This is a genomic window from Paenibacillus sp. LPE1-1-1.1 (genome assembly GCF_040676435.1).
GTDB lineage: Bacteria > Bacillota > Bacilli > Paenibacillales > Paenibacillaceae > Pristimantibacillus.
In genome coordinates, this window is record NZ_JBEGHY010000023.1 from 664,399 (window position 1) to 686,271 (window position 21,873).

17 protein-coding genes are annotated in these 21,873 nt (G+C 48.8%); 6 read left to right on the plus strand and 11 right to left on the minus strand.

Annotated elements, in window-relative coordinates; all coding sequences use genetic code 11:
• Window positions 1-135: 135 nt before the first annotated feature.
• Both MRBLPE1_RS19730 and MRBLPE1_RS19735 read right to left on the minus strand, forming a co-directional pair.
• The gene (locus tag MRBLPE1_RS19730) at window positions 136-627 is read right to left on the minus strand and encodes a hypothetical protein (protein WP_364148662.1); all 492 of its coding nucleotides are present in this window, start codon (window positions 625-627) and stop codon (window positions 136-138) included.
• A 130-nt stretch (window positions 628-757) separates the two neighbouring features.
• A complete protein-coding gene (locus MRBLPE1_RS19735) occupies window positions 758-1,270 on the minus strand; it encodes a DUF6886 family protein (RefSeq protein ID WP_364148664.1) in 513 nt (170 codons plus the stop codon).
• An 88-nt stretch (window positions 1,271-1,358) separates the two neighbouring features.
• Between MRBLPE1_RS19735 and MRBLPE1_RS19740 the strand changes: the two genes are divergently transcribed.
• Window positions 1,359-2,150, plus strand: coding sequence for a hypothetical protein (locus MRBLPE1_RS19740; RefSeq protein WP_364148666.1), 792 nt, complete (start codon window positions 1,359-1,361; stop codon window positions 2,148-2,150).
• A gap of 62 nt (window positions 2,151-2,212) precedes the next feature.
• On the opposite strand, the gene MRBLPE1_RS19745 is transcribed toward MRBLPE1_RS19740, so the two are convergent.
• Window positions 2,213-2,398, minus strand: a complete 186-nt coding sequence (locus MRBLPE1_RS19745; protein ID WP_364148668.1) for a hypothetical protein — start codon at window positions 2,396-2,398, stop codon at window positions 2,213-2,215.
• Window positions 2,395-2,913 carry a phosphatase PAP2 family protein gene (locus MRBLPE1_RS19750; protein WP_364148669.1) on the minus strand — a complete coding sequence of 173 codons (519 nt, stop codon included), beginning with the start codon at window positions 2,911-2,913 and terminating at the stop codon, window positions 2,395-2,397. Before MRBLPE1_RS19750 ends, MRBLPE1_RS19745 begins: the two co-directional genes overlap by 4 nt.
• 238 nt (window positions 2,914-3,151) lie before the next feature.
• Here MRBLPE1_RS19750 and MRBLPE1_RS19755 point away from each other — a divergent pair, with 238 nt between their 5' ends.
• The 3 genes from MRBLPE1_RS19755 to MRBLPE1_RS19765 are packed head-to-tail and all read left to right on the plus strand — an operon-like array spanning window position 3,152 to window position 6,008.
• Entirely contained in the window at window positions 3,152-4,018 is an 867-nt protein-coding gene (locus tag MRBLPE1_RS19755) for a class I SAM-dependent methyltransferase (protein WP_364148671.1), read from the plus strand.
• Entirely contained in the window at window positions 4,018-4,731 is a 714-nt protein-coding gene (locus MRBLPE1_RS19760) for an RluA family pseudouridine synthase (RefSeq protein ID WP_364148672.1), read from the plus strand. The genes MRBLPE1_RS19755 and MRBLPE1_RS19760 overlap by 1 nt, the downstream gene beginning before the upstream one ends.
• Window positions 4,732-4,751: 20 nt before the next feature.
• The gene (locus MRBLPE1_RS19765) at window positions 4,752-6,008 is read left to right on the plus strand and encodes a CapA family protein (RefSeq protein ID WP_364148674.1); all 1,257 of its coding nucleotides are present in this window, start codon (window positions 4,752-4,754) and stop codon (window positions 6,006-6,008) included.
• Window positions 6,009-6,032: 24 nt separating this feature from the next.
• Here MRBLPE1_RS19765 and MRBLPE1_RS19770 read toward each other — a convergent pair whose 3' ends face one another.
• Window positions 6,033-6,437 (minus strand): MarR family winged helix-turn-helix transcriptional regulator, encoded by a 405-nt coding sequence (locus MRBLPE1_RS19770; RefSeq protein WP_364148675.1) that lies wholly within the window; start codon window positions 6,435-6,437, stop codon window positions 6,033-6,035.
• 204 nt (window positions 6,438-6,641) lie between these two features.
• Between MRBLPE1_RS19770 and MRBLPE1_RS19775 the strand changes: the two genes are divergently transcribed.
• Window positions 6,642-6,809 carry a hypothetical protein gene (locus MRBLPE1_RS19775; RefSeq protein ID WP_364148677.1) on the plus strand — a complete coding sequence of 56 codons (168 nt, stop codon included), beginning with the start codon at window positions 6,642-6,644 and terminating at the stop codon, window positions 6,807-6,809.
• Here MRBLPE1_RS19775 and gyrA read toward each other — a convergent pair.
• From gyrA to MRBLPE1_RS19805, 6 genes are all read right to left on the minus strand, one after another.
• Complete coding sequence (gyrA, locus tag MRBLPE1_RS19780) at window positions 6,790-9,252, minus strand: DNA gyrase subunit A (protein WP_364148679.1); 2,463 nt, start codon at window positions 9,250-9,252, stop codon at window positions 6,790-6,792. The genes MRBLPE1_RS19775 and gyrA overlap by 20 nt on opposite strands.
• Window positions 9,253-9,264: 12 nt before the next feature.
• Entirely contained in the window at window positions 9,265-11,235 is a 1,971-nt protein-coding gene (gene parE, locus MRBLPE1_RS19785) for a DNA topoisomerase IV subunit B (RefSeq protein ID WP_364148681.1), read from the minus strand.
• 1,009 nt (window positions 11,236-12,244) lie between these two features.
• Window positions 12,245-14,242, minus strand: coding sequence for a glycoside hydrolase family 127 protein (locus MRBLPE1_RS19790; protein ID WP_414698901.1), 1,998 nt, complete (start codon window positions 14,240-14,242; stop codon window positions 12,245-12,247).
• Window positions 14,239-15,351 (minus strand): response regulator, encoded by a 1,113-nt coding sequence (locus MRBLPE1_RS19795; RefSeq protein ID WP_364149758.1) that lies wholly within the window; start codon window positions 15,349-15,351, stop codon window positions 14,239-14,241. Before MRBLPE1_RS19795 ends, MRBLPE1_RS19790 begins: the two co-directional genes overlap by 4 nt.
• A 238-nt stretch (window positions 15,352-15,589) precedes the next feature.
• The gene (locus tag MRBLPE1_RS19800) at window positions 15,590-16,795 is read right to left on the minus strand and encodes a cohesin domain-containing protein (RefSeq protein WP_364148685.1); all 1,206 of its coding nucleotides are present in this window, start codon (window positions 16,793-16,795) and stop codon (window positions 15,590-15,592) included.
• Between the two features lie 16 nt (window positions 16,796-16,811).
• Window positions 16,812-20,648 (minus strand): beta-L-arabinofuranosidase domain-containing protein, encoded by a 3,837-nt coding sequence (locus MRBLPE1_RS19805; RefSeq protein WP_364148687.1) that lies wholly within the window; start codon window positions 20,646-20,648, stop codon window positions 16,812-16,814.
• A gap of 298 nt (window positions 20,649-20,946) precedes the next feature.
• On the opposite strand from MRBLPE1_RS19805, the gene MRBLPE1_RS19810 reads away from it, so the two are divergent.
• The gene (locus MRBLPE1_RS19810; protein ID WP_364148689.1) at window positions 20,947-21,873 is read left to right on the plus strand and encodes a peptidylprolyl isomerase; all 927 of its coding nucleotides are present in this window, start codon (window positions 20,947-20,949) and stop codon (window positions 21,871-21,873) included.

Below are 21,873 nucleotides of genomic sequence, written 5' to 3' on the forward strand. Positions count from 1 at the left end.
TCTTGCGCATATTGGAAAAACTCGATTCTTGTCGAATTATTGTAATGATGATGTTTAACGGATCATAAATTTTGCAAAAAAAAAAAAGCGACATTGCCCTACAACGGCATGTCGTTTTCTCTATTAATAAGATTACTAGCCCAGTCGGTAAGCTTTGCATTCCAGCCTTACTGCAATAACAGCTACCCAATCATCGAAAGCACGCATCATTCGCCCTGTTTTATTTTCACGTTTCAAGATCCTGTAATCCTGCAGTAAAGGAACAAGCCAGCGACTCAGCGGAGAAGCTGCATTTCCTATCGAATAACGTACCTCGCAGCCTTTGGCATGCGGCTTAAGCTCATAATCGTTGCGGTACCACCAGCCGCCAAATACGGTGAAGTGACCGTTTGCGGCATCAATATCCATATAGGCAACACGTATGGCTTCCGACTCGCTGCCCGTATAGACCGTAAATAATTGCGGACCGCCTTTGATATGCAAAACTCCCTCGCTCCCCGATGCTCCCGTTAACAGCAGGGGCAAATGGCTTGCTGTTATTCTCCCTGTAGGCATGGTCGCAAGATATTGAACGACCTCTTCATACGGCTTTTCGATTACTCCGGTAAATGAAATCAATTGTTTCACAGCTGTCCCCCCCTTACTACAGTACTTCCATTTTGACATCATTCACCGGACTTAAACTCGCGCCATGGCCCGAATTCTTTCTCCGTCTCCAGGCTGATATTTTAACAAAATCAAATTTCGGTCCATCCTGTTAGCGCTTGGCATTCGCGAATCTGTGTATGCCGAAATCGGTTACCGACGAGTTTAGAATCGCCTCTTTTAAGGGGTGAAGGTTCGGAGTAAATCTTACCTCGATATTAAGCTCTATTAATCTTTCTAAAAGATTATTTACCGGTTCGACCTCGAGGGGTTTTACGGTTTGAGTGGATATGTAGTATCCTGCGAATTCATCGAATAATCGAAAAGAATCTGCAGGCATCGCATATTTGAAAACGGTTGTGCTCATCATTCGCCCGTACCATGCCGTTTCAACCGTAACGACAATGTTTGAGGCAGTCGATCCAAAAAACTTGTCGTTGTCGTCATCGGTCAAATCATTCGTTCTCGTATATACGATTCTCGGACAATTTCTTGGAAAATAAAAGGTAAATTCATGAGCATCATCAATCGCCCATACGACCGGGGGCATATCCCTGCGATTTTCTTTCACTCTAGGCACGAAAATATCGATGCCGCTTTCTTCGCTGAAATGAAAAAGCTTCAATGCATATTCCTCCTTTTGAGAATATAGCCGACTTTCCTTCCAAAAAAATGATAAAATAAACGAGAACAAATTGAAAGGCGGAGAAACGATGCAGCATACTTTTATTATTGAACCCATAACGTACATGCCCTTCGAGAGCGCAGCAGAGCAAATAGAAAAATGCAAGGAATGGGGCTTGCTTTCCGAGAAAGCCGTCAAAACAAAAACTTTCTTCTATAAAGGGCACGGAAATCATCTAACCTGCAGCATCATTGGTTTTGTGGATAAAATGACTGCGGTTATTTCATTCGACAATGAGCAAAAGCACTGCATCCATCCTTCCTATTTAAAGGAAATGCAAGCTGCGAATTACGGACAGAGAACAGCCGTCGCTACTGAAGAATCAGAATCTGCAGCGCCTGAAATTACGGAAACTAGCAGCAATGATGCTGCCTATGAAACAGCGATGAGCGCCGAGCAAGATTCGAGTTTGAAGGCAGCATTGCCAAATAAGGAAACAAATGAGGAAACAACTGAGCAAAAACCGGCGGCAAAGAACCCTCCGAAAGAAAAAGCAAAAAAAGAAAAGCAGCCTAAGCTGCAGCTCCCCGAAGAAAAGGTCAAGATGGCAGCAACCGTAAAAGAATTTACGACAGTGCCTAACAATTTTTCGGACACGGAGGATGAAGTGGTTATTTATGAAGCGGTTGCCATCGAGGATCCCGAAATCACCGTTGGCGATGCGTGGTCCAGCCATAGCGCAACGCTCAAAAAATTAGAACTGGAAATTGGCGATATCCTTCATTTCGAAGGCAAGATCGTTGCGAAAAAATTGACCAAGCACCCTATTCCCTACAAAATCAATAACCCCGCGAAGATTCAAAAAGAGAAAACGGAATAACAATGGAACGAGGCTGCAGCTTAAAACCTAAATAGGTTAAAGCTGCAGCCTCTTCGCTATCATTAAATTTGTTCCAAACGGTATGTATATCCGCAAAACGAACAACGGAACAGAACGCTTTTATCGCCGATCGTGAAGGTCAGTCTCTCGTCATCTTCAATCTCGATATATTCCCTGCCCTGCTCATCGCGGTCTCCAGTCGCAAACATTACTGTCTTATTTCCGCACTCGCATTCAAAGCTCATCATAAATTAACTGCTCCTCTTTTACTAAATGTAGTCCGGATGAAAAGGATAAGGCTGATGACGGCCATACCTGCTGCATAGCCTCCCAAAATATCCGTCATGTAATGAACGTGAAAATATACGCGGCTTAGACCCATCATCGCAATGAGAAAGATGATAATAGCGGTACTCCATGCCTTAGCTCCGCGAGAAAATCCGCTTGCAGCAATAATGTTCCACGCGAGCAATCCGAACATCGCCATCGCCAGCATCGCATTCCCGCTCGGAAAGCTGGCCCCGTCCGCTTCGATCCCCCACGCAGTGGATGGCCGCGGCCGATCGATCCACGTTTTGATCCAAACGTTGAGAGCGTAAGCCGAGGCTGCGCCTATTAGCACGATAGTGCCTCGCCCCCACCCATATTTCCAACCTGTAGACAAACTTACTAGTAAGGTCATCGCGATGATAGCCGTTGTTGAGCCTAGTAATGAAAACAGCTTCAAAACAGACGTTAATCCGTCATTCCTTATGCTGTCCATCATCTCTTCCGCTGATTGATCTAATGCATTGCCATTGTTCTCGGGGACGGCCGCTGCAAGTGCTGCGAACAGCATTACACTTACGATAAACGTAATAAGCCACCCTTTCTGTTGCTTTCGAATAAATACCAGCCTCCATTTCCATCGGTTTCATTGCTTCATTGTGTTAGCTTCGATATAATTATCGATGACATTTATTATATTACAAAAACAACGTCAAGGAAGGGTTACGAAAAACATGTACATAGCAGATAAATGGGTAGACTACGAGGTTATAGATACAGGAGACGGGGATAAGCTGGAGCGTTGGGGAAATTATACGCTTCGCCGACCTGATCCACAGATTATTTGGCCGATCACAAACGAAACCGGCTTATGGAAAAAAGCGGACGGCCACTACCATCGCAGCAATTCCGGCGGCGGCCAATGGTCGATGAACGACACGCTCCCAGAGCGCTGGACGATTTCATACGGAGAGCTTAATTTCCATATTAAGCCTACAAATTTTAAGCATACCGGCCTATTTCCAGAGCAAGCGGTTAACTGGAGCTGGATGATGGACAAAATCCGCTCGGCGGGCAGGCCTATTCGTGTTTTGAATCTATTCGCTTACTCCGGAGGCGCAACCGTTGCTGCCGCCGCTGCCGGCGCAGAAGTATGCCATGTTGACGCAGCCAAGGGCATGGTCCAATGGGCGAAGGATAACGCGCAGCTGTCAGGACTGGAATCCGCACCGATCCGTTATATTACGGATGATGTATTTAAATTCGTACAGCGCGAACAGCGCCGCGGCAAGCAGTATGACGCAATCATTATGGATCCTCCTTCTTACGGGCGGGGACCCAATGGAGAAACATGGAAGCTCGAGGAAAACCTCTTCCCGTTCCTGCAGTCCTGCACGTCCATCCTATCCGATAATCCATTGTTTCTGCTGATTAACTCCTATACGACGGGTCTGTCGCCTTCCGTGCTGCACAACCTGCTGCATATGACGATGAATGCGAAATACGGCGGCGAGATTCATTGCGGAGAAATCGGCTTGCCGATTACGAAATCCGGACTTAACCTGCCATGCGGGATTTTAGGACGCTGGGAGTCTAAGTAATGCCGATCAAAGTATTATTTGAGGATAATCACATCATTGCGGCCGTGAAGCCGCCCGGCATCCTCTCCCAAGAGGATGATACGGGCGATCCAGACATGCTCACTCTGCTTAAGCAGGATATAAAAGAAAGATACAACAAGCCGGGAAATGTTTTTCTCGGCCTCGTTCACCGTCTTGACCGTATGGTCGGCGGCGTCATGGTTTTTGCTAAAACATCGAAAGCCGCCTCCAGATTGTCCGAATCGGTTCGCAGCCGCCATTTTGGAAAAACCTATGTCTGCGTTGTGCAAGGCGTGCCCAGCAAACCGCAGGCCCGTCTTACGAATTTTATCCGCAAGGATAACAAGCAAAACCAGGTTACGGTCTACAATAAGCCAACAAACGAAGCAAAAGAAGCGATACTTGATTACGAAGTGGCAGCCGTATCCGGCCGTTATTCGCTAATCGCCGTTAAATTGCACACGGGCAGGCCGCATCAGATTCGCGCGCAGCTGGCGCACATAGGTTGTCCTCTGGTAGGCGATCTTAAGTATGGCGCAAAGCCAACGGGCGGGATTACCGAAATCGCATTGTGGTCAACATCGGTTTCCGTCCCTCATCCCGTTTCAAAGGAAATGATGAGCTTCCGCTCCGTACCAAGCGGTTCGGAAGCCTGGAGCTGGTGGATGGATTCTCAGCTCGCAGACGCATCCGTCATGCTAAGCAATGAGTAAAAAGGAAGGAATAATACAAGATGCGCCGCAAACGGCACCAAAAAGTTCAAGCCCTATTATTAGTATTTTGTTTAATTGGATTATTGATCATCTTTTTAGTGCCCCTCCTTACGGATCGCGCACCTGAATCTTCTAATCAAATTCCGATAGTGACCGCAGAACCCGTTCCTGATGAAGCAGCAGCCGTTACGCCTTCTCCGTCACCCGTTGTCCTAGAGCCTACTCCTACACCTGAGCCTGTATACGCAGACGCCGTATGGATGGCTGTAGGCGATGTGATGATGCATACCCCGCAGCTCCCTGGCGCTTTTGACAAAAAAACAAACCGTTATAACTTCAATCCTTTTTTTGCGGAAGTGAAGCCTATTTTGGAACAAGGCGACTGGGTCATTGCTAATCTAGAAACCCCGATGGGAGGCGCGGAATTCGGTTATTCCGGATATCCGCAATTCAATGCTCCTGCGGAGCTTGGCGAAGCGCTCAAGGCCGCGGGCTTCAACCTCATTACGAATGCCAACAACCACGCTTTGGATCAAGGCGAATCCGGCATTTTGCGTACGATTGAGAACCTGAAAGCATTGAATATTCCATTTAAAGGAACCGCTTCGACGCAAGAAGAGGCTGACAGCATGGTTTTATCGGAGAAAAACGGCATTGTGATGGGCTTGCTGGCCTACACGTACGGAACGAACGGAATAGCGGTTCCCGAAGGTAAGCCTTACCTCGTCTCCCTAATAGACGAAGAAAAAATAAAAGCGGATATCGTCCGGCTCCGTGATGCCGGCGCGGATTTTATTACCGTTTCCCTTCATTTCGGCACCGAGTATCAAATCGCACCAAACGAGGAACAAAAACGCCTAGCCAGAAGCTTGGTCGCTGCGGGAGCGGATATTATTGCCGGCTCGCATCCGCATGTCGTACAGCCCTATGAGGTCGTTGAAACAACGGACGAGAACGGCCATGCAAAAAAAGGACTCATTATTTATTCTATGGGAAATTTCATTTCTAACCAACGGGGCGACTCGAAGGATTACGGGGTTATTTTCAAAGTAAATGTTCGTAAAAATATGACGGACGGCTCCGTGGACTTTACGGAAATCGAATCGATACCGACATGGGTTCACCGTTATAAGCCCGATCAGGCTTACCGCTATCGCGTCTTGCCTGTCGAAGATACGATTGCTGCATCCAACGATGCCCTGCTTACAAAAGCCGACTACGAAGTGCTTAAGAGAAATTACAATATGCTGCGTAATCGGCTCGATTCCATGAAATAAGCTCATTCACCGGTAGTAGCTTACTTACAGATTAGCAACTTTACCCAACAGATAAACTAAAAGCTGTTGATTATGAGAGGAAATGCGGTCCAGCGATTGTTCGATCAGTTCGGTCCGAATCGTTGTACCGCGCTCCGCCTCAGCCTTCCCCTTCTCCGAAACGGATACCCACACGATTCTCCGGTCATTATCGTCCCGCGTGCGTTCGATTAATTCATTTCTTTCCATCCGGTCTAGCAGCGTAGTAATTGCAGCAGGCGTAGTAGACAAGTATTGCAGCAAATCCGAAGGTTTCATAGGCTGATGCTGAAGCAGCAGCTCAAGCACATTAAGTTGGCCTTCCGTTAATGGCGCAAGCGATTGTTCCAAGTTATTTTTCCATTCCCGCGATAGCCTTGTCCATAATCGAGTAAATTCTCCAGTCACCATACTCTCACACCAGCTCTCTGTCAATTTCCAACTATTTGTTATTTATTATAACAGTCTTCATTGTCGAATAAAAGATTAACCCAATTAATAATTTGCGCTATTAATCGATAGGAAGTCGAACATTATGACATCGTTAGACATACAATGTGGCGAAGGCCCAGCGCCATGTCTGTTTATGTTAATAAAGTAAGGAGCGTGTACCGAGTGCAAGAAAGAAAAGCGTTGATTATGGAAAAAATCAAAAGTTATGGCATCATAAAAGACCCACAATGGCTGGACCGCCCGGATGAGCTGGTACCATTGTGGGTCATGCTTGAAGCCATATTAGAAGTTATTGAACGATTTGATCCGCCTAATCGGCCTTTTGATTAAGTTCTGAGAAAGAGCGTGCAAGCGTATTTGTAATTACATCCGATTTCTCGACTGGGAACACAAGCTTGCCAATCGCTTTACGCTCTTCTATCGGCGCTTTCTCCGAAGTGGCCGTTAGCTTGGCACCCGATGAGGTCACTGCAACAATTTCCTTCGCTGCTTTGCAATAATACGCCCCGACGAGCGCAGCTCCGTTCGGACGCACCCGCTTGCCTTCTTTGAATTCAAAGGTCTGTACGCCTTTGCCTCCTCTGCCCTGAATTGGATAATCCAGCAGCAGCGTTCGCTTAGCGTAACCAATATCGGTAATGACGAGCACTTCGCCTTCATCCTCTGCAACCCATTCCGCAGCGATAAGCTCGTCTCCATCCTTCAGCTGGATTCCTCTTACGCCGGTTGCCACTCTGCCCATCGGATTAACCTCCGTCTCAGCAAATCGAATGCTCATTCCCTGTTTGGTAACGAGCATGATTTGCTTCGATCCGTCACTGAGGACCACCCGGATCACTTCATCGCCTTCCGAAACCTTGCATGCCGCAACGGCGGTCGATCTCGTAGTCGCGTATTCCTTAAGCTCCGTCCGCTTGACTTGGCCTTTTTTGGTTACAAAAACAAGCGATGCGGCGGAAGCAGAAATATCTTTAACCGGGATCACGCTAACGATCGAGTCATCCTTTGGAATCGGCACAACGTTTACGATAGCTGTTCCCGTGTCCTTCCATTTAAATTCAGGAATTTGATGGACAGGCAATAAATAATATTGGCCTTTGCGCGTGAACAGCAGCAAATTATCAATAGTATTTACCGCGAGCAGCTCTCGAACGAAGTCGCCTTCCTTGACGCCAGCATTTTGCAGCTCTCCGCCCGATCTCGTAAACGAAAGCATGCTTGTCCGTTTCACATATCCGTCCTGGCTGAGCGTAACTAGAACATCCTCCGGCGTTACCAGCACTTCAAGGTTTACCTTCAGCTCTTCGATTTCACCGCGCAGGTCCGAACGGCGGTCGATCCCGTATTTCGTCTGGATTTCAAGAAGCTCATCCTTTATGACGCCAATAAGCTTTTTGTCGCTTGCCAAGATTGACTTCAAATAAGCAATCTTCTTCATGGCTTCTTTAAGCTCTTTCTCAAGCGTCGTAATCTCAAGATTCGTTAAACGGTATAGCTGCAAAGTCAGAATGGCATCCGCTTGTCGGGCGGTAAACCCGAACTTCGCGATCAGGTTATCTTGGGCATCCGCGCGGTTTTTGGAAGCTTTGATCGTTGCGATGACTTCATCCAAAATATTGAGCGCCTTCACGAGACCCTCGACCACATGCGCCCTGTCCTCAGCCTTTTCGAGATCGTATTTCGTCCGGTAGGTGACGACTTCCTTCTGATGTTCGATGTAGGCCGACAAGATTTGCTTTAAACCTAGCTGCATCGGCGTTTTATTGACGATTGCGACCATATTGAAGCTGTATGCCACTTGTAGATCGGTTTTTTTAAATAAATAGGCCAAAATCCCCTGCGCATCGGCGTCTTTCTTAAACTCGACGACAATTCGGAGACCGTTCCGTCCGCTCTCGTCGCGCACCTCTGCAATGCCCTCGACCTTTTTCTCGAGCCGGATGTTTTCCATTGCGGTAACCAGGCGGGATTTAACGACCTGGTAAGGGATTTCAGTAATGACCAGCTGCTGCTTGCCGCCTCGCATATCTTCGATCGCTGTTTTGGCGCGTATGTAAATACGTCCCTTGCCAGTTGCGTAAGCATCGCGAATACCTTCTTCGCCCATAATGATGCCTCCGGTCGGAAAATCCGGGCCTTTGACATAAGTCATGAGCTCTTCCAGCGAAAGCTCAGGACTGCCCATAAGCGCGATACAAGCATCGATGATCTCGCGCAGGTTATGGGGCGGAATTTCCGTGGCAAAGCCGGCAGAGATGCCGCTGGTCCCGTTAACGAGCAAATTAGGGTACCGCGACGGCAGCACAACCGGCTCCTTCGTCGTATTATCGAAATTATCCTTGAATTGAACCGTTCTTTTCTCTATATCGCGAAGCAGCTCCATCGCAATAGCGGACAAACGCGCTTCCGTATAACGCATGGCAGCCGCGGGATCATCATCCTGCGAGCCCCAGTTTCCGTGTCCGTCAACGAGCGGATGCCCCATTTTCCATGGCTGTGCCATCCTTACCATACCTTCATAAATGGATGAATCGCCGTGCGGATGATAGTTACCCATAACGTCGCCGACCGTTTTCGCCGATTTGCGGTATTGCTTGTCCGGCGTATTTCCCGAATCATACATCGCATATAGAATACGACGCTGCACCGGCTTCAAGCCGTCGCGAACGTCAGGAATGGCGCGGTCCTGAATAATATACTTTGAATAGCGTCCGAAGCGGTCTCCCACAACCTCCTCCAAAAACGCCGGTAAAAATTGTTCCAGCATACTCATGCAGTAATCCCCCTACTCCTCATATTCCATAAAGTCGACATTCTCTACGATCCAGCGCTTACGCGGATCGACCTTATCGCCCATAAGCGTCGATACTCGGCGCTCTGCTTTGGCCGCGTCTTCAATCTGCACCTGCAGAAGCGTGCGTTTCTCCGGATCCATCGTTGTTTCCCAAAGCTGGTCGGGATTCATCTCTCCAAGTCCCTTGTAACGCTGCAGTTCGTAGTTTTTGCCGTATTCCTTCAAATAATTTTGCAACTGTTCATCCGTCCATGCATAGCGTATCGTTTCGAGTTTACCTGATTTGCGGGTAATTTTATACAGGGGCGGCTGAGCGATATATACGCGGCCCAGATCGATAAGCGGCTTCATATAACGATAGAAAAAAGTAAGCAGCAGCACTTGAATATGAGCGCCGTCTGTATCCGCGTCCGTCATGATAATGATTTTATTGTAATTGCATTCTTCCGCTACGAATTCGGAACCGACACCCGCTCCGATAGCCGAAATGATCGCTTTATACTCGTCATTTTTCAAAATGTCGATCAGTTTCGCTTTCTCGGGGTTCATCGGCTTGCCTTTGAGCGGCAGGAGCGCCTGGTATTTCGAGTCTCGGCCTTGCTTGGCCGAACCGCCTGCGGAGTCCCCTTCCACGATAAACAGCTCCGTACGCGTATAATCCTTAGACTGCGCAGGGGTTAGCTTACCGTTCAGGTTCGAGCTTTCGCTCCGCTTCTTGCCGCTTCGGATTTCTTCGCGCGCCTTGCGGGCCGCTTCACGGGCCTTCGAAGCTTGCAGCGATTTTTTTAGCAGCATTTGCGCGATTTGCGGGTTTTCCTCCAGAAAAACCTGCATCTTCTCGGAGACGATCGCATCTACTGCGCTTCGAGCGGAAGAGCTGCCGAGCTGATCCTTGGTTTGGCCCACAAACTCTACCTCGGACATTTTGATATTAATAACCACCATCATGCCTTCCCGCAGATCGTTGCCTTCCAGATTTTTATCTTTCTCCTTCAGCATTGCCGCTTTCCGCGCATAATCATTCATTACTCTCGTATAGGCGGTTTTAAAACCGGTTTCATGCGTACCGCCGCCTCGGGTCGGAATGGAGTTAACGAAAGAAGCGATGGTTTCGGTATACCCGTCGTTATATTGGAGGGCAACTTCAACCTCAATATCATCCCGCTCGCTTGCGAAGTGAATGACGTCGTGAAGCACCGTTTTGTCCTCATTCAAAAACTGAACGAATTGACGCGCTCCGCCTTCGTAATGATATACATCCTGTTTGCCGCTGCGGTCATCTTTAATCGTTACTTTAAGCCCGGAGTTCAGAAAAGCGATTTCCTGAAGCCTTTCCGCGAGCGTGTCATAGCTTAGCGTCGTCCCGTTCTGAAAGACGCGGCCGTCCGGCTTGAAAGTAACCTTGGTGCCTGTCCGGTTTGTTGTCCCGATAACCTCTAACCCTCGAACCGGCTCGCCGACATGCTCGCGGCCTGCTTCGTCGACCCAATACTCGAACCGTTGGCGATGAATTTTGCCATCACGGTAGATGTCGACCTCGAGCCATTCCGACAGGGCATTCGTTACCGAAGCGCCAACGCCGTGCAAGCCGCCGGATTTCTTATATCCGCCGCCGCCGAATTTTCCTCCTGCATGCAAAATGGTAAACACAACCTGCGGCGTCGGGATGCCGGTCTTATGCATGCCGGTCGGAATACCGCGCCCGTTATCATGAACGGTTACCGCTCCGTTCTTATGCAGCGTAACTTCGATAGCCGAACAAAACTTGGCTAAGTGCTCGTCGACCGCGTTATCGACAATTTCCCAAACCAAGTGATGCAAACCCGAGCTGCTCGTACTGCCTATGTACATCCCCGGCCTTTTTCGTACGGCTGTCAAACCTTCAAGTACCTGTATATCATCGGCCTCGTAATTTCGGTCTGCGGCCGCTGTATTTGCGAAGAGATCTGTTTGCTCTGACATGAGCGTCCCCCAATCTGTAGTCACGTTTCCGTATCTTCAAGCTATTTTAATTCAAGTTGTCCTGTTTCGTAAAGACACCAAAGCAGAGGATCAAAGCCCTAATCCTCCAAACCGCATGCACAATAAGTGAAAAAGGTGTGGCATTCCCGCCAAGCGGCGGAGTAATCCGCCAAAAGCCAACATTCGGATAACGAAGTAAAATGATATGACATCCGTTAGCGCTACGAATAAGGATAACACATTTCATTTATTAAACAGTATCTTTCTCCGAATAAACAAAACAATGTGCAGGATTGATTCTAAATCGTGCCCGGTTGACGGTCAATTGATACCTTTGCAGCCGGGCTTGGCCTTGCTTTTCGTAAAATCCTTCGGCACGGTATCGAGAAACCTATTGCTCAGCGTAAGTAAAAATCGGAATACGCGCAAGCAAAAACCAGAACGATTGCGAAAAAAGAAATGTCTCTTAAAAGGCGGCATTGCATTTGTTAAAGGAACTGTTGTTAGCATGTTTTACAAATTTATGGGATTTATGTATGGAGTGATGAAAATAGGGGTTAAATGATCTGAAAATATGGCAAATTGATTGTGAAGTCACAGACCTTGAGATAAGATATACTTAAATTTATCCTAATTATTGCGAGGTCGAAATGTCGGAGAATCCACGGATTGACTGCATGAAATGCAAATATTTTTTTATAACATGGGACCCTAATAGCCCAAGAGGCTGCAAAGCCTTTGGTTTTAAAACAAAGACGATGCCTAGTCTCGCGGTCTTGTCCTCCTCCGGGAAGCCTTGCATGAATTTTGAGGCTAAACAGCCGGTGCGGGCTTAGCTGAATAAAACGAAAGGCAGCGGCATCCGCAGCAATCAAAAGAATCCGTCCCGACGATAGCCGTACTGCTTATATTCCATCTGAAACAGGGGGATATCCCGCAAGGTCAGTGACCTAGCGGGATATCCCCCTGTTTGGGTTTCGTTTCAAAAAAACTCCCGCGAGCCGAAGCGTTATTTCTCTCTTATCCATACGCTCATTTCGCCGCAGGCTCGATTTGCCCATGCGTAATACGGTATGAAAGTTACCTTTTCCTCGACGCTGGTTTCCGCTGCAGCTGGTTTATAGAGCTTTCCGTTCCAATCGGAAGCCGAAGCTCGCTCAGCTAGTCCGCGGATGACCGTGACGCCTCCAAGCAAGTCGCTTTGAAAATCTGCTTGTAATTGCGCATTTCCGGGAAGCACGAGCTCATGCAGCAAATTTCCGTTATCCGCCTCTTCTAAGCAATAAACGAGAGGTCCTCTTTGAAGCGCAACCTTACCTATCGTTTCGCGAACAAGCGGGTTCGCTTTCATCCGGATAATCGGCATCTCCAATTCTAACTCGACCGCATCACCGTTTTTCCACGTCCGTTCAATCCGAATGTAGCCGTTTTCCGAACGGCCCTCCGTCAAAAGCAGCTCACCGTTAACTGATATGTGCATAGCCGGACACCAATCAGGCTGTCGAAAACCTAGAGAGAAGACGGCTTCCTCGCCCGGATATACCTGAACGGAAACTTTATTGCCGCTAGGCAAATCAGCTTCTTGAACGAGCCGAACGTTATGTGCACCGAGCTTCAAATCGGCTTCGCTGCCTGCATAAAGATGAACAAAAATCGTGTTTTCGCGTATGGAATAAATGTACTTGCCAAGCGATGATAGCAACCGCGCCACATTCGGCGGGCAGCAAGCACAGCCGAACCAGCCTTGCCGCTCTGCCTTTACATGCTGCTTGTTATGGTAATCGCATGCCTCGGGCACAACCTCGAGCGGATTCACGTAAAAGAATTTTTTTCCGTCCAGCGACATGCCTGCAAGCACGGTGTTGTATAAAGCCCGCTCGAGCACATCCGCATATTGACTGTTCGGCTCCAGACGAAGCATCCGCTCCGCGAAAAAAATAAGTCCGATCGAAGCGCAGGTCTCAGCGTAAGCGAGATCGCTCGGTAAATCATAATCAAAGGAAAATCGCTCGCCGAAAGCCTGCGATCCGATTGCTCCTGTAAGATACATTCTCTTTCCTGCAAGATTATCCCACAAGCGCTTACAGGCCTCATAAAGACCGGCATCACCCGTTTCTGCAGCGATATCAGCCATGGCAGCATACATGTATACGGCCCTTACCGCATGTCCGGTCGCATGCTGCTGCTGTCTTACGGGCTCATGCGCCTGCGCGTAATCAACGCCAAAATCCTTCATTTCCGGGAAAAAGGTTTTCCGTCCCCTTCGTTCCCACTCCTCTGTCAAATACAGAGGCGATTGGCCTCGCTCATCGATGAAGTATTTGCTTAACTGCAGGTAGCGGTCATTGCCCGTTGCGCGGTACAGCTTGATTAACGCCAGCTCGATCTCCTGATGGCCGTCATAGCCATGAAGCCTGCCCTCTCCTTTACCAAAAACCGAATCGATATAATCAGCGAATTTGCACATGACATCAAGCAGCTTCCGTTTGCCCGTTGCATCAAAATAAGCCACGGCTGCCTCCATCATATGGCCGGCGCAATATAGTTCATGGCATTCAGCCAAATTGGTCCAGCGCTTATCCGGCTCCTTAATCGTGAAGTATGTGTTTAAATAACCGTCAGGCTGCTGCGCCGCCGCAACCAAATCAATCACCTCGTCAGCCAGCTTCTCCAACTCGGAATCTGGCACAGCCTGAAGGCTGTATCCAACCGCTTCCAGCCATTTTGCAACGTCGCTGTCTTGAAAGACCATGCCTTGAAATTCCCCTTCCGCGAGTCCTGCGGCGATCCGGAAATTTTGGATGGCGAAGCTCTTTTCCGCTTCGGGAATTCGGTCGTGTATGGCTTTATATTGATAGGGTATAACCGTGTTTTTTACCAGTTGAATATATCTCGACCAAAACGGACTGTCTATTCTTACATCTTTCAGTGCCGGCGTGACGCCGTAACGCGGATTGGCTAAATGATTGGTCAATGAAATCCCTCCCAAAGGTTCGCGGCCGGTCATCCTCTAAGGACGGCAGCCGCTTTGTCCATTTTGCGAAATTCCCTAGTTGTCGTGCCTGTGAATTTTTTGAATAAGAAACTAAAGTAATGGGCATCGTTATAGCCCACTTTGTAGGCAATTTCATAGGTTTTGAAGTCCGTCGTTCGCATGAAATCAATCGCGCGGGCCATTCGGACGGAGGTCAGAAACTCGACAAAGGTTTGACCCGTTTCCTGGCTGAAGATCGTGCTGAAATAACTGGGGCTCATGCCGACATGTTGGGCAACGATATGAAGCGATAATTCGTACCTGGCCGATTGCGCGCGGATAAAGTCCTTCGCTTTTAAGATTTTTCCCGCGTATTTATTGTTAGCCTGCTCGCGGAATCTCGTAACCGTCTCAAGAAGCTCGGCGATATAATCGACGGCCTCTTCATGGCTGGTTACCTTTGCTATTTTTTGCTCGAGCATATTGATCTCATCTTCGGACAACCCCTCGCTAGAGACCGATTCCCTGCAGAATTGAAGCGCCGATAATCCGAGCTCCATGCAGACATAGCGGCCGACAAAGGATGACTTCCAATCTATGCCGCCAAGGAAGCTCATATATTTTCTCGTAAAGGACAATGCGTTTGCGGCTTGGCCATACTTCATAAAGTTACTTATTTCTGTACGGTCGATAGCAATCAGCTTCTGCATGGATAACGTTTCCCGCTGGCTGTGGATGCTGGCATGCTCTGATTGCCTATGGTCCTGCTGCCTTTGGATATCGATCTGTCTGGCTGCTGCCCGAACGGCATCGCTTAGCTCAGAGGCACTGATCGGTTTCAGGCAATATTCGCTTACCCCGATACGCAGTGCCTCAAGCGCATAATGGAACTCCTCGTGTCCGCTTAGCAAAATAATTTTCACGGAAGGCATCGTGCGCCTCACATTTCTGCTAAGCTCCAAGCCGTCCATAAACGGCATCTTAATGTCGGAGACGATAATATCAGGATGAAGCCGGTTGATTAGCGGGAGCGCCAGCTCCCCGTCAGGGGCATCACCGCAAAAAACGCAGCCTATCGACTCCCAGTCAATCCGGTCGCGCATCGCTTCTCTTATATCCGGTTCATCATCGATCAGAAACACTTTTTTCAACGAGCTCGCCTCCTTTTTGATGAAGCGGGAGCATCTTCCGTTCACCTCCGCAGCCTTGCTGGATGTAAGCATTTACATTTCCATTCCATCTTAGCAACTATTGCCGGATGCCACTATATAAACGGGAACATTACCAAATAATTTCTACGATTACAAAAAAATGAGAATAAAAAACGGGCGGCGGACCCTAATGCTGTCCGCCGCCCGAATCATTTGTCTGCCTTACCGGCTACCAGTTAAAAATCAATCTGGCTAAGGCCGCAAGATCCTCGATGTCGATTTTGCCGTCCCGATTGAGATCGCTTCCCTTCACGGCATCCCAGCCCGGACTTTGCGATGTCATGCCGTATCCTTTGGCCATGACCGCCAAATCACCGATGCTTACCTGGTCATCGTTGTTGTTGTCGCCGATAACCTTCGTAATGACTGCCGCTTTAAAAGCTTCGAGCGCCGCATTTAAGTCTTCGGCTGCTTTCGTTACTGCAGCTTGCGCAGCGTTCCTGTCCCCAGCGATAAGCGCAGCGATATCAATCGCTTGCTGCAGTGCTGCTTTGGCACCGGCAGGGTATTGGCCGATCCGGTTACCTTCAACCGCAGATTGATGGGTCTGTTGCGCCATCAACAATAGCTCGTTCAGAGCGGCTTTGTCTACGTGCCCGATCTGAATGCCGTGCGTAGCGCCTTGAAGCTTCGTTTCAACTCCGTTTCCGCTTGCCGTAATGAGTTCGGAAACCGCGACATTAGCGATGCCGTCTGCCGCATTCTCCTTAACTTTAAACGTTAATTTCAGGTGATCGATATTGCGGTCTGCAGGCGGTTCATGAAGATGAACGCTCAAAAAACGGATTTTCCCTGCTGTCTGTTTGAAATCAGCGATCGCGAAATTCCCTTCATCCAAGGGAATCGCGGAAATGAACGCAAGCTTGGTTTCATCGAAAACAAGCGTCATGTCTTGAGCCATAACGTCTTCTCCGACTCCCTTTAAGCCAAACACGATTTCAATATTTTGCCCGGGCTGAACGGCATCCGGCCCCTTTAGCACAGCGCCGGCCAAGTTCCCATTTAATTGAAGGGCCTGATGGTATGGCGTATTTACTTCTTCCCCGCCGGCTCGCAAATGATATTCGCCGGCAGTAACGTGAGTAGGCAAATAAGTGAAAGCGAAGAAACCTCCCGCTCCGCTTGTCGTTTGATTCAAGTAATCCAGCTTGCCGCCCGGGTCGGTAATGGTCAACGTTACTTGCTTCCCGCTGCCCGAAGCGATTTTGCCTTGAACGGTTACGAAGCCGGAAGTTTCATCCACGTTCACGTTCTGTAACGTCACTTCTTCCTGCTGCTCTGACGCACTGACGATATTCGCAGCCATGAACAAGCTTATGGCAACGGCAAGCATTAACTTCAAGCTCCAAATTCGCGTTGGCAACTTTCGTGGCATATCCTCGTTCCTCCTTTTAAGGGTTGATTTTGAAATAAGCGTGATATCTGAAATTATGAGCCTCGTACATCGGCACGAGCGGGATGCCGTTCGTCGTAAAGCTTAGCGGTCCTGTTGAGGCGATAGATTGGGACAATTGATTTTCATTTAACGCCAAATTCAACCAAGAAGTACTGTTGCTATTACCGACCATGACAAGCGGACCGTAATAAATGCTGCCAATCTTCGCATCGTCAGGCGTTTTCTCCAGCCGCAGGCTGAACGGCATGGTTATATCGACGATATCGCCCGAAGACCAAGTCCTGCTCAACGTTACGTAAGATCCGGGGACGGCCTCAATGTTTTGTTCAACTCCGTTTATGGATACTTTATAGCCGTTCTCTACCCAAGAAGGCACACGCAGCTTAATCGCGAGCGGACCGTTTCCGTCAACGGAAATGGACGTTGCCCCTTCTTCCGGATAACTCGTCGTTTGGGTGACCGTAAAACCTTTTGCCTGCCAATGCAATGTAGACGGGATGTAGAGATTTACATAGAGCGTCGATAAATCCGCGGAATGGAAATAGATGGACTCCTGGTATTTTACATGGTTTTCGAGTCCTGTCCCCATACAGCAGGTAAAGGAATTATAATCATTCGTATACGATTTTTGGTTGCCCGGTCCAAGCGGAACAAAATAAGTCGTATGGCCATGCTCCTCATGCTGCTGCGAGGCAAGGATGTGATTGTAAAGCGCTTTTTCGTAATAATCCATATAGACGGGATCAGGATTATGGAAGAACAGGTTACGGGTCAGCTTCAGCATATTGTACGTGGCGCATGTTTCTGCCGTTTTGTCATCAAGAATAGCGGCGATGGCGTCCGCGCCCCTGAACATCTCGCCCTGCCCGGTACCTCCGATATTAAAGGTCCGTTTATCAACGACCATATGCCAGAAGTTATCCGCGACCTTATAATAATAAGGATCATTCGTTTGATCGAATATGCGCAAAGCTCCCGTAATTTGAGGGATGTGCTGATTCGCATGCTTGCCTGTCAAAGTATCCGTATTATCGGCCGTCGGTTTAAATAAGGTCTCGTTATCGAATAGCTTGGCGGTTTCCAGAAATGTATCGTTACCGGTAATCGCAAACATTTCCGCGAGCACCTCGTTCATTCCCCCGTATTCCCCAGCAATGTAGATCGACCACATTCGCTTCAATTGCTCCTTGGGCAATACGCTTAAACGTCCGTGTGTCCATTCGCCCATCGCCTCTACGATCTCGAGTGCTTGCTCATTTCCCGCGTATTTGTAGGCATCTACCAGTCCGGCCATAATCTTATGAAGCGTGTAATACGGAGCCCAGATGGTCGGATAGGTCGTAAATTGTTCCAGCTTAATGAACTGATCCTCCGAATAGCCGCTCAAAAATCCTTCGCTGTATCCTTTGGCCGGCATGGCATCTTGGACCTTACCCAGCTCGGTAATCATTTCATCCAGCTTCTGCTTGAAGCGGTCGTCGCCGCTGCTGGCGTAGGCCATCGCCAGCGCAGACAAATAATGCCCGGTCGAGTGGCCGCGAAGATTGGAATTCGGCGCATCCCAGCCGCCCAGCGGCTGAGCGCCCTTGGTCGACAGCCCAGCGGCATCACGGAAGTTATATAACATCCGGTCATTATCCACGAAAAGCAGGTAGGAGTAGGTGCGGTCCCGGTTTTCGGTGAACGGGCTGTCTTCAAGCGATACTTGGCTTAGCTGAAACGGCTGGACAGACCAGCTTGCATTGCCCGGTACGCCTTGCACGGTGGCGTTTTGCGATAAGCTCCATGCTGATGTATCGTCCGCGCGTTTGGCCCGAACCGCATAAGAATGCGTAGAGTCGTAAATCAAGCCTTTATGCTCGTAAGGACTGCTTACATTGGTCATCACCGCGCCGTCAACTTCAAGATCGTAACTGACGGCCCCTGGTGAAGAATCCCATGTTACGGTAATTTGGCTTTTCCCTTCCTCTGCTTTGACCGATAGGTTGGTTGGAGTCGACGGTGCGCTTGATAGATCCGCGAGCTGGGTAACGGTAGATAAAGGCTTCAGCTTGGACGATTTAATCTCATCGCCTTCCCATACAAACACCTTCACCGTATGCCCGGCAATTTGACTTGGAAGAAGCAATTCGGCGTCCAGCTGCTCAGTTGTTCCGGCTTCTACCCGCTTATTGGCATGAACGGCATCCTTCATCCGTCCAGCCTCGTCGAATCTTGCAGCTGTTACGAGCACAGGGACGGCAATGCCGCTTTTGTTGCTAGCTTTTACGGCGACTTGAAGGTTCTCGCCCGGCAGAAGCCGATCGTGGCTGAACGTGGTTTTAAATAATATTTCCTTGACCTTGACCTCTGCTTTTGCCTTGACCGTTGTACCAGGCACTGTGCCCTCTACTTGGAAGGTACCTGTTTTTTCATAGCTCGACGGGTCAATCTCTGGCCATATGACTTTCATTTGCCGGCTTGTTTCACCGTCGTTATAATCGGCAATCACGATGTCAGTAAGGACAGGCGCCGTCCCTATTGCAGTTTCTAAGTACTCTGGCCTAATGCTTTGTATGGACAGCTGGAATGGCTGTTCTATCACCCGTGCCCCGAAAGTCTTCGTCGCGCTGGCCGATCCTTTTGTGAGCACGGCCGTTAACGTTACCTCCGCATCGCCCGTGCGCGGCTCGGGTCTATTCACCTTTCCGTCCGTACCGATGACCTGGCTGTTGCTCGATTGCCACGCAATAGCCGAACCGTTTGGCCCCGTCTCCGGCAGCTCCAAATCGGAAATAATCGCTTCGATATCACCGAGCTGCAGATGTTCCTTATCCAAAGCCACTATTTCCTGATCGGAAAGCTTAGCCAAAACGGTCGCTTGGAATTCCCTTGTTACGCTATAGCCGCCTTTGGCGATTGTCGCAGTAAGAAGCACGTTCTCGTTTCCTTTTCCAGGCGCTGGCCGAATCACCGTTCCATCCGTTGCAATCACTTTCTCATTGCTTGAAGCCCATGTAATCGATGATCCCATTTGACCGAGAGCAGGCAGCGCAATATCCGCCTCCACCGTGAATAAATTTCCTAAATTAATCGCATCCCGATCCGTATGCACAATAAATTCGTCAGACAAATCCAGCAGCGATGTTATTTCAGCCGCGCTCAGCGCTTTATTGTAAATACGGAAATCCTCGAATTTTCCGCGGAAAGATGCGTCGCCGTTATATTGCGATTTGCCGATGAAATTAGACGTAGTGCTTCCCAGACTGGATGGATTTAGCGTCAAATCCTTGTTTTCCGCTGCTTTAACGCCATCCTCGTACAAGGTTCCCGTTTTCCCTTCTATGACGAGCGTAACATGCTTCCATACGCCTGTGCTTAGATCCGTTCCCTTCGTTACATGCTGCTCGCTTCCCCAGCCATTTGTCGTAATCGCGGCGGTTAACCCCTCCGCCCCCTCGTTTCTACCTGTTGCGGTTACGAACAGGTAACGCGTCGTCCCGCTTCCGAAATCGAACAATCTGGCATAGTCCTGCGAGGTGTCCATATACACCCATGTAGAAACGGTCATATCGGTCACGCCGTTTAAAAGGTTATTGGGCAGCTGCACGTATCCGCCCGCCAATTGAACAGCTTTGCCGTTTTTGCCGTCGGTGATCGAAGTGCTTCCCACGAGCGTTGCATCATTTCCTTTTCCCGATTGATCCTTGATTTTGCTTGCTTCCGCTTCATCGAAAGTGTACCAAGCAATAAGATTTGCCGCAGATGCATCCGCGAATACCTGAACGGTCGGAATGATTCCCCCCAGCATAGCTGCGACCAGAAAGAGCGACATCCATTTTTTTATCCGCATCTCTTAAACCTCCTCATTCCCCATGTTTTTCGATAATCCTTTTAAGCGTTTACACGAATCAAGCTCCACTCCTCCTTCTTCAGACGGCTAGGTACATCAAGACTATAAAAGGACGAGGAAACGAAGACAATGCAATTTCATCCGAAAAAAGTTCGATATTTTTGAAGGGTGTTTTCTTCCATTCGCACGGTAACCTGCCGTATATTTTTCACCTTTCTTTGCTATTATCGATTTGCTATAGTGACTTTGCGGCAACTTTCTATCCAAAGACGAATGAACCGTAAAGGAGAAATAGATGATGAAACGAGCGGTCAAACCATGGTATCGAAGCTATCGTTTATGGATGTTTAGCTGTCTTGCTTTGTTCCTCTTGCTGCTGCTCCTTCTTATGACAGCCTTCATGAACGGACGTGAAAGCAATAAAAAGCCTGTACATGAAACCATTGCGATTGTAAACGGCATCGAAATCGAAAAAAACCGGCTCTACGACATGCTGATGGATACCGGCGGCAAGCAAGCATTAGAAAAGGTAATCGTGGATGAGCTTATCGCTCAAGAAGCGAGCAAACTTAAAATAACGGTCACGGAAGAGGACATTGACCGGCAGCTCGATATCTTAAAACGGGAATACGATTCTCCGGAGGAATACCGTGCCAAGCTGGCGGAGGACGGCTTCACGGACCGGTCCGTGCGGGCCCAAATACGCTCGCAGCTGCTGCTGCGCCGGCTGCTATCGGACAAAACCGACGTAACCGAAGCCGACGTACGTAACTACTATGACCAAAATAAAGCGCTGTGGTCGGAACCGGAAGCCATCCGGGTTTCTCATATCCTTGTGCAATCGAAGGAACAGGCGGAAGAAATCTCCGCAAAATTAAAAAAAGGCGAAGATTTCGCCAAGCTCGCCGTCCAGTTCTCGCTTGATCCAGGTGCAAAAAGCAACGGCGGCGATTTAGGCTTCATCGAACGGGGTTATTTGGAACAAAGCTTGGAAGATGCCGCCTTTGCCCTGCAGCCGGGTGAACAAGCTCATATCGCGGAATCCAGCCAAGGCTTTCACATCCTTAAAGTAACGGAACGGCAAGAAGCCGCTGCCGCAACCTTCAACGAACGCGAAGAGCAAATACGAAATGAGTTGATTGATTCGGAGATTTATGATTTGCTCGGTCCTTGGCTGGAGGAATTGCGTGCCGAAGCTTCAATTGAACTCATGCAGGCGCAATAA

What these genes read in the sequence shown, in the direction of transcription:
- MRBLPE1_RS19740 (WP_364148666.1), top strand. Translation starts at nt 1,359, where the DNA reads ATGCAGCATACTTTTATTATTGAACCCATAACGTACATGCCCTTCGAG.
- MRBLPE1_RS19745 (WP_364148668.1), bottom strand. Translation starts at nt 2,398, where the DNA reads ATGATGAGCTTTGAATGCGAGTGCGGAAATAAGACAGTAATGTTTGCG.
- MRBLPE1_RS19750 (WP_364148669.1), bottom strand. Translation starts at nt 2,913, where the DNA reads ATGGACAGCATAAGGAATGACGGATTAACGTCTGTTTTGAAGCTGTTT.
- MRBLPE1_RS19755 (WP_364148671.1), top strand. Translation starts at nt 3,152, where the DNA reads ATGTACATAGCAGATAAATGGGTAGACTACGAGGTTATAGATACAGGA.
- MRBLPE1_RS19760 (WP_364148672.1), top strand. Translation starts at nt 4,018, where the DNA reads ATGCCGATCAAAGTATTATTTGAGGATAATCACATCATTGCGGCCGTG.
- MRBLPE1_RS19765 (WP_364148674.1), top strand. Translation starts at nt 4,752, where the DNA reads ATGCGCCGCAAACGGCACCAAAAAGTTCAAGCCCTATTATTAGTATTT.
- MRBLPE1_RS19770 (WP_364148675.1), bottom strand. Translation starts at nt 6,437, where the DNA reads ATGGTGACTGGAGAATTTACTCGATTATGGACAAGGCTATCGCGGGAA.
- gyrA (WP_364148679.1), bottom strand. Translation starts at nt 9,252, where the DNA reads ATGAGTATGCTGGAACAATTTTTACCGGCGTTTTTGGAGGAGGTTGTG.
- parE (WP_364148681.1), bottom strand. Translation starts at nt 11,235, where the DNA reads ATGTCAGAGCAAACAGATCTCTTCGCAAATACAGCGGCCGCAGACCGA.
- MRBLPE1_RS19790 (WP_414698901.1), bottom strand. Translation starts at nt 14,242, where the DNA reads ATGACCGGCCGCGAACCTTTGGGAGGGATTTCATTGACCAATCATTTA.
- MRBLPE1_RS19800 (WP_364148685.1), bottom strand. Translation starts at nt 16,795, where the DNA reads ATGCCACGAAAGTTGCCAACGCGAATTTGGAGCTTGAAGTTAATGCTT.
- MRBLPE1_RS19805 (WP_364148687.1), bottom strand. Translation starts at nt 20,648, where the DNA reads ATGCGGATAAAAAAATGGATGTCGCTCTTTCTGGTCGCAGCTATGCTG.
- MRBLPE1_RS19810 (WP_364148689.1), top strand. Translation starts at nt 20,947, where the DNA reads ATGAAACGAGCGGTCAAACCATGGTATCGAAGCTATCGTTTATGGATG.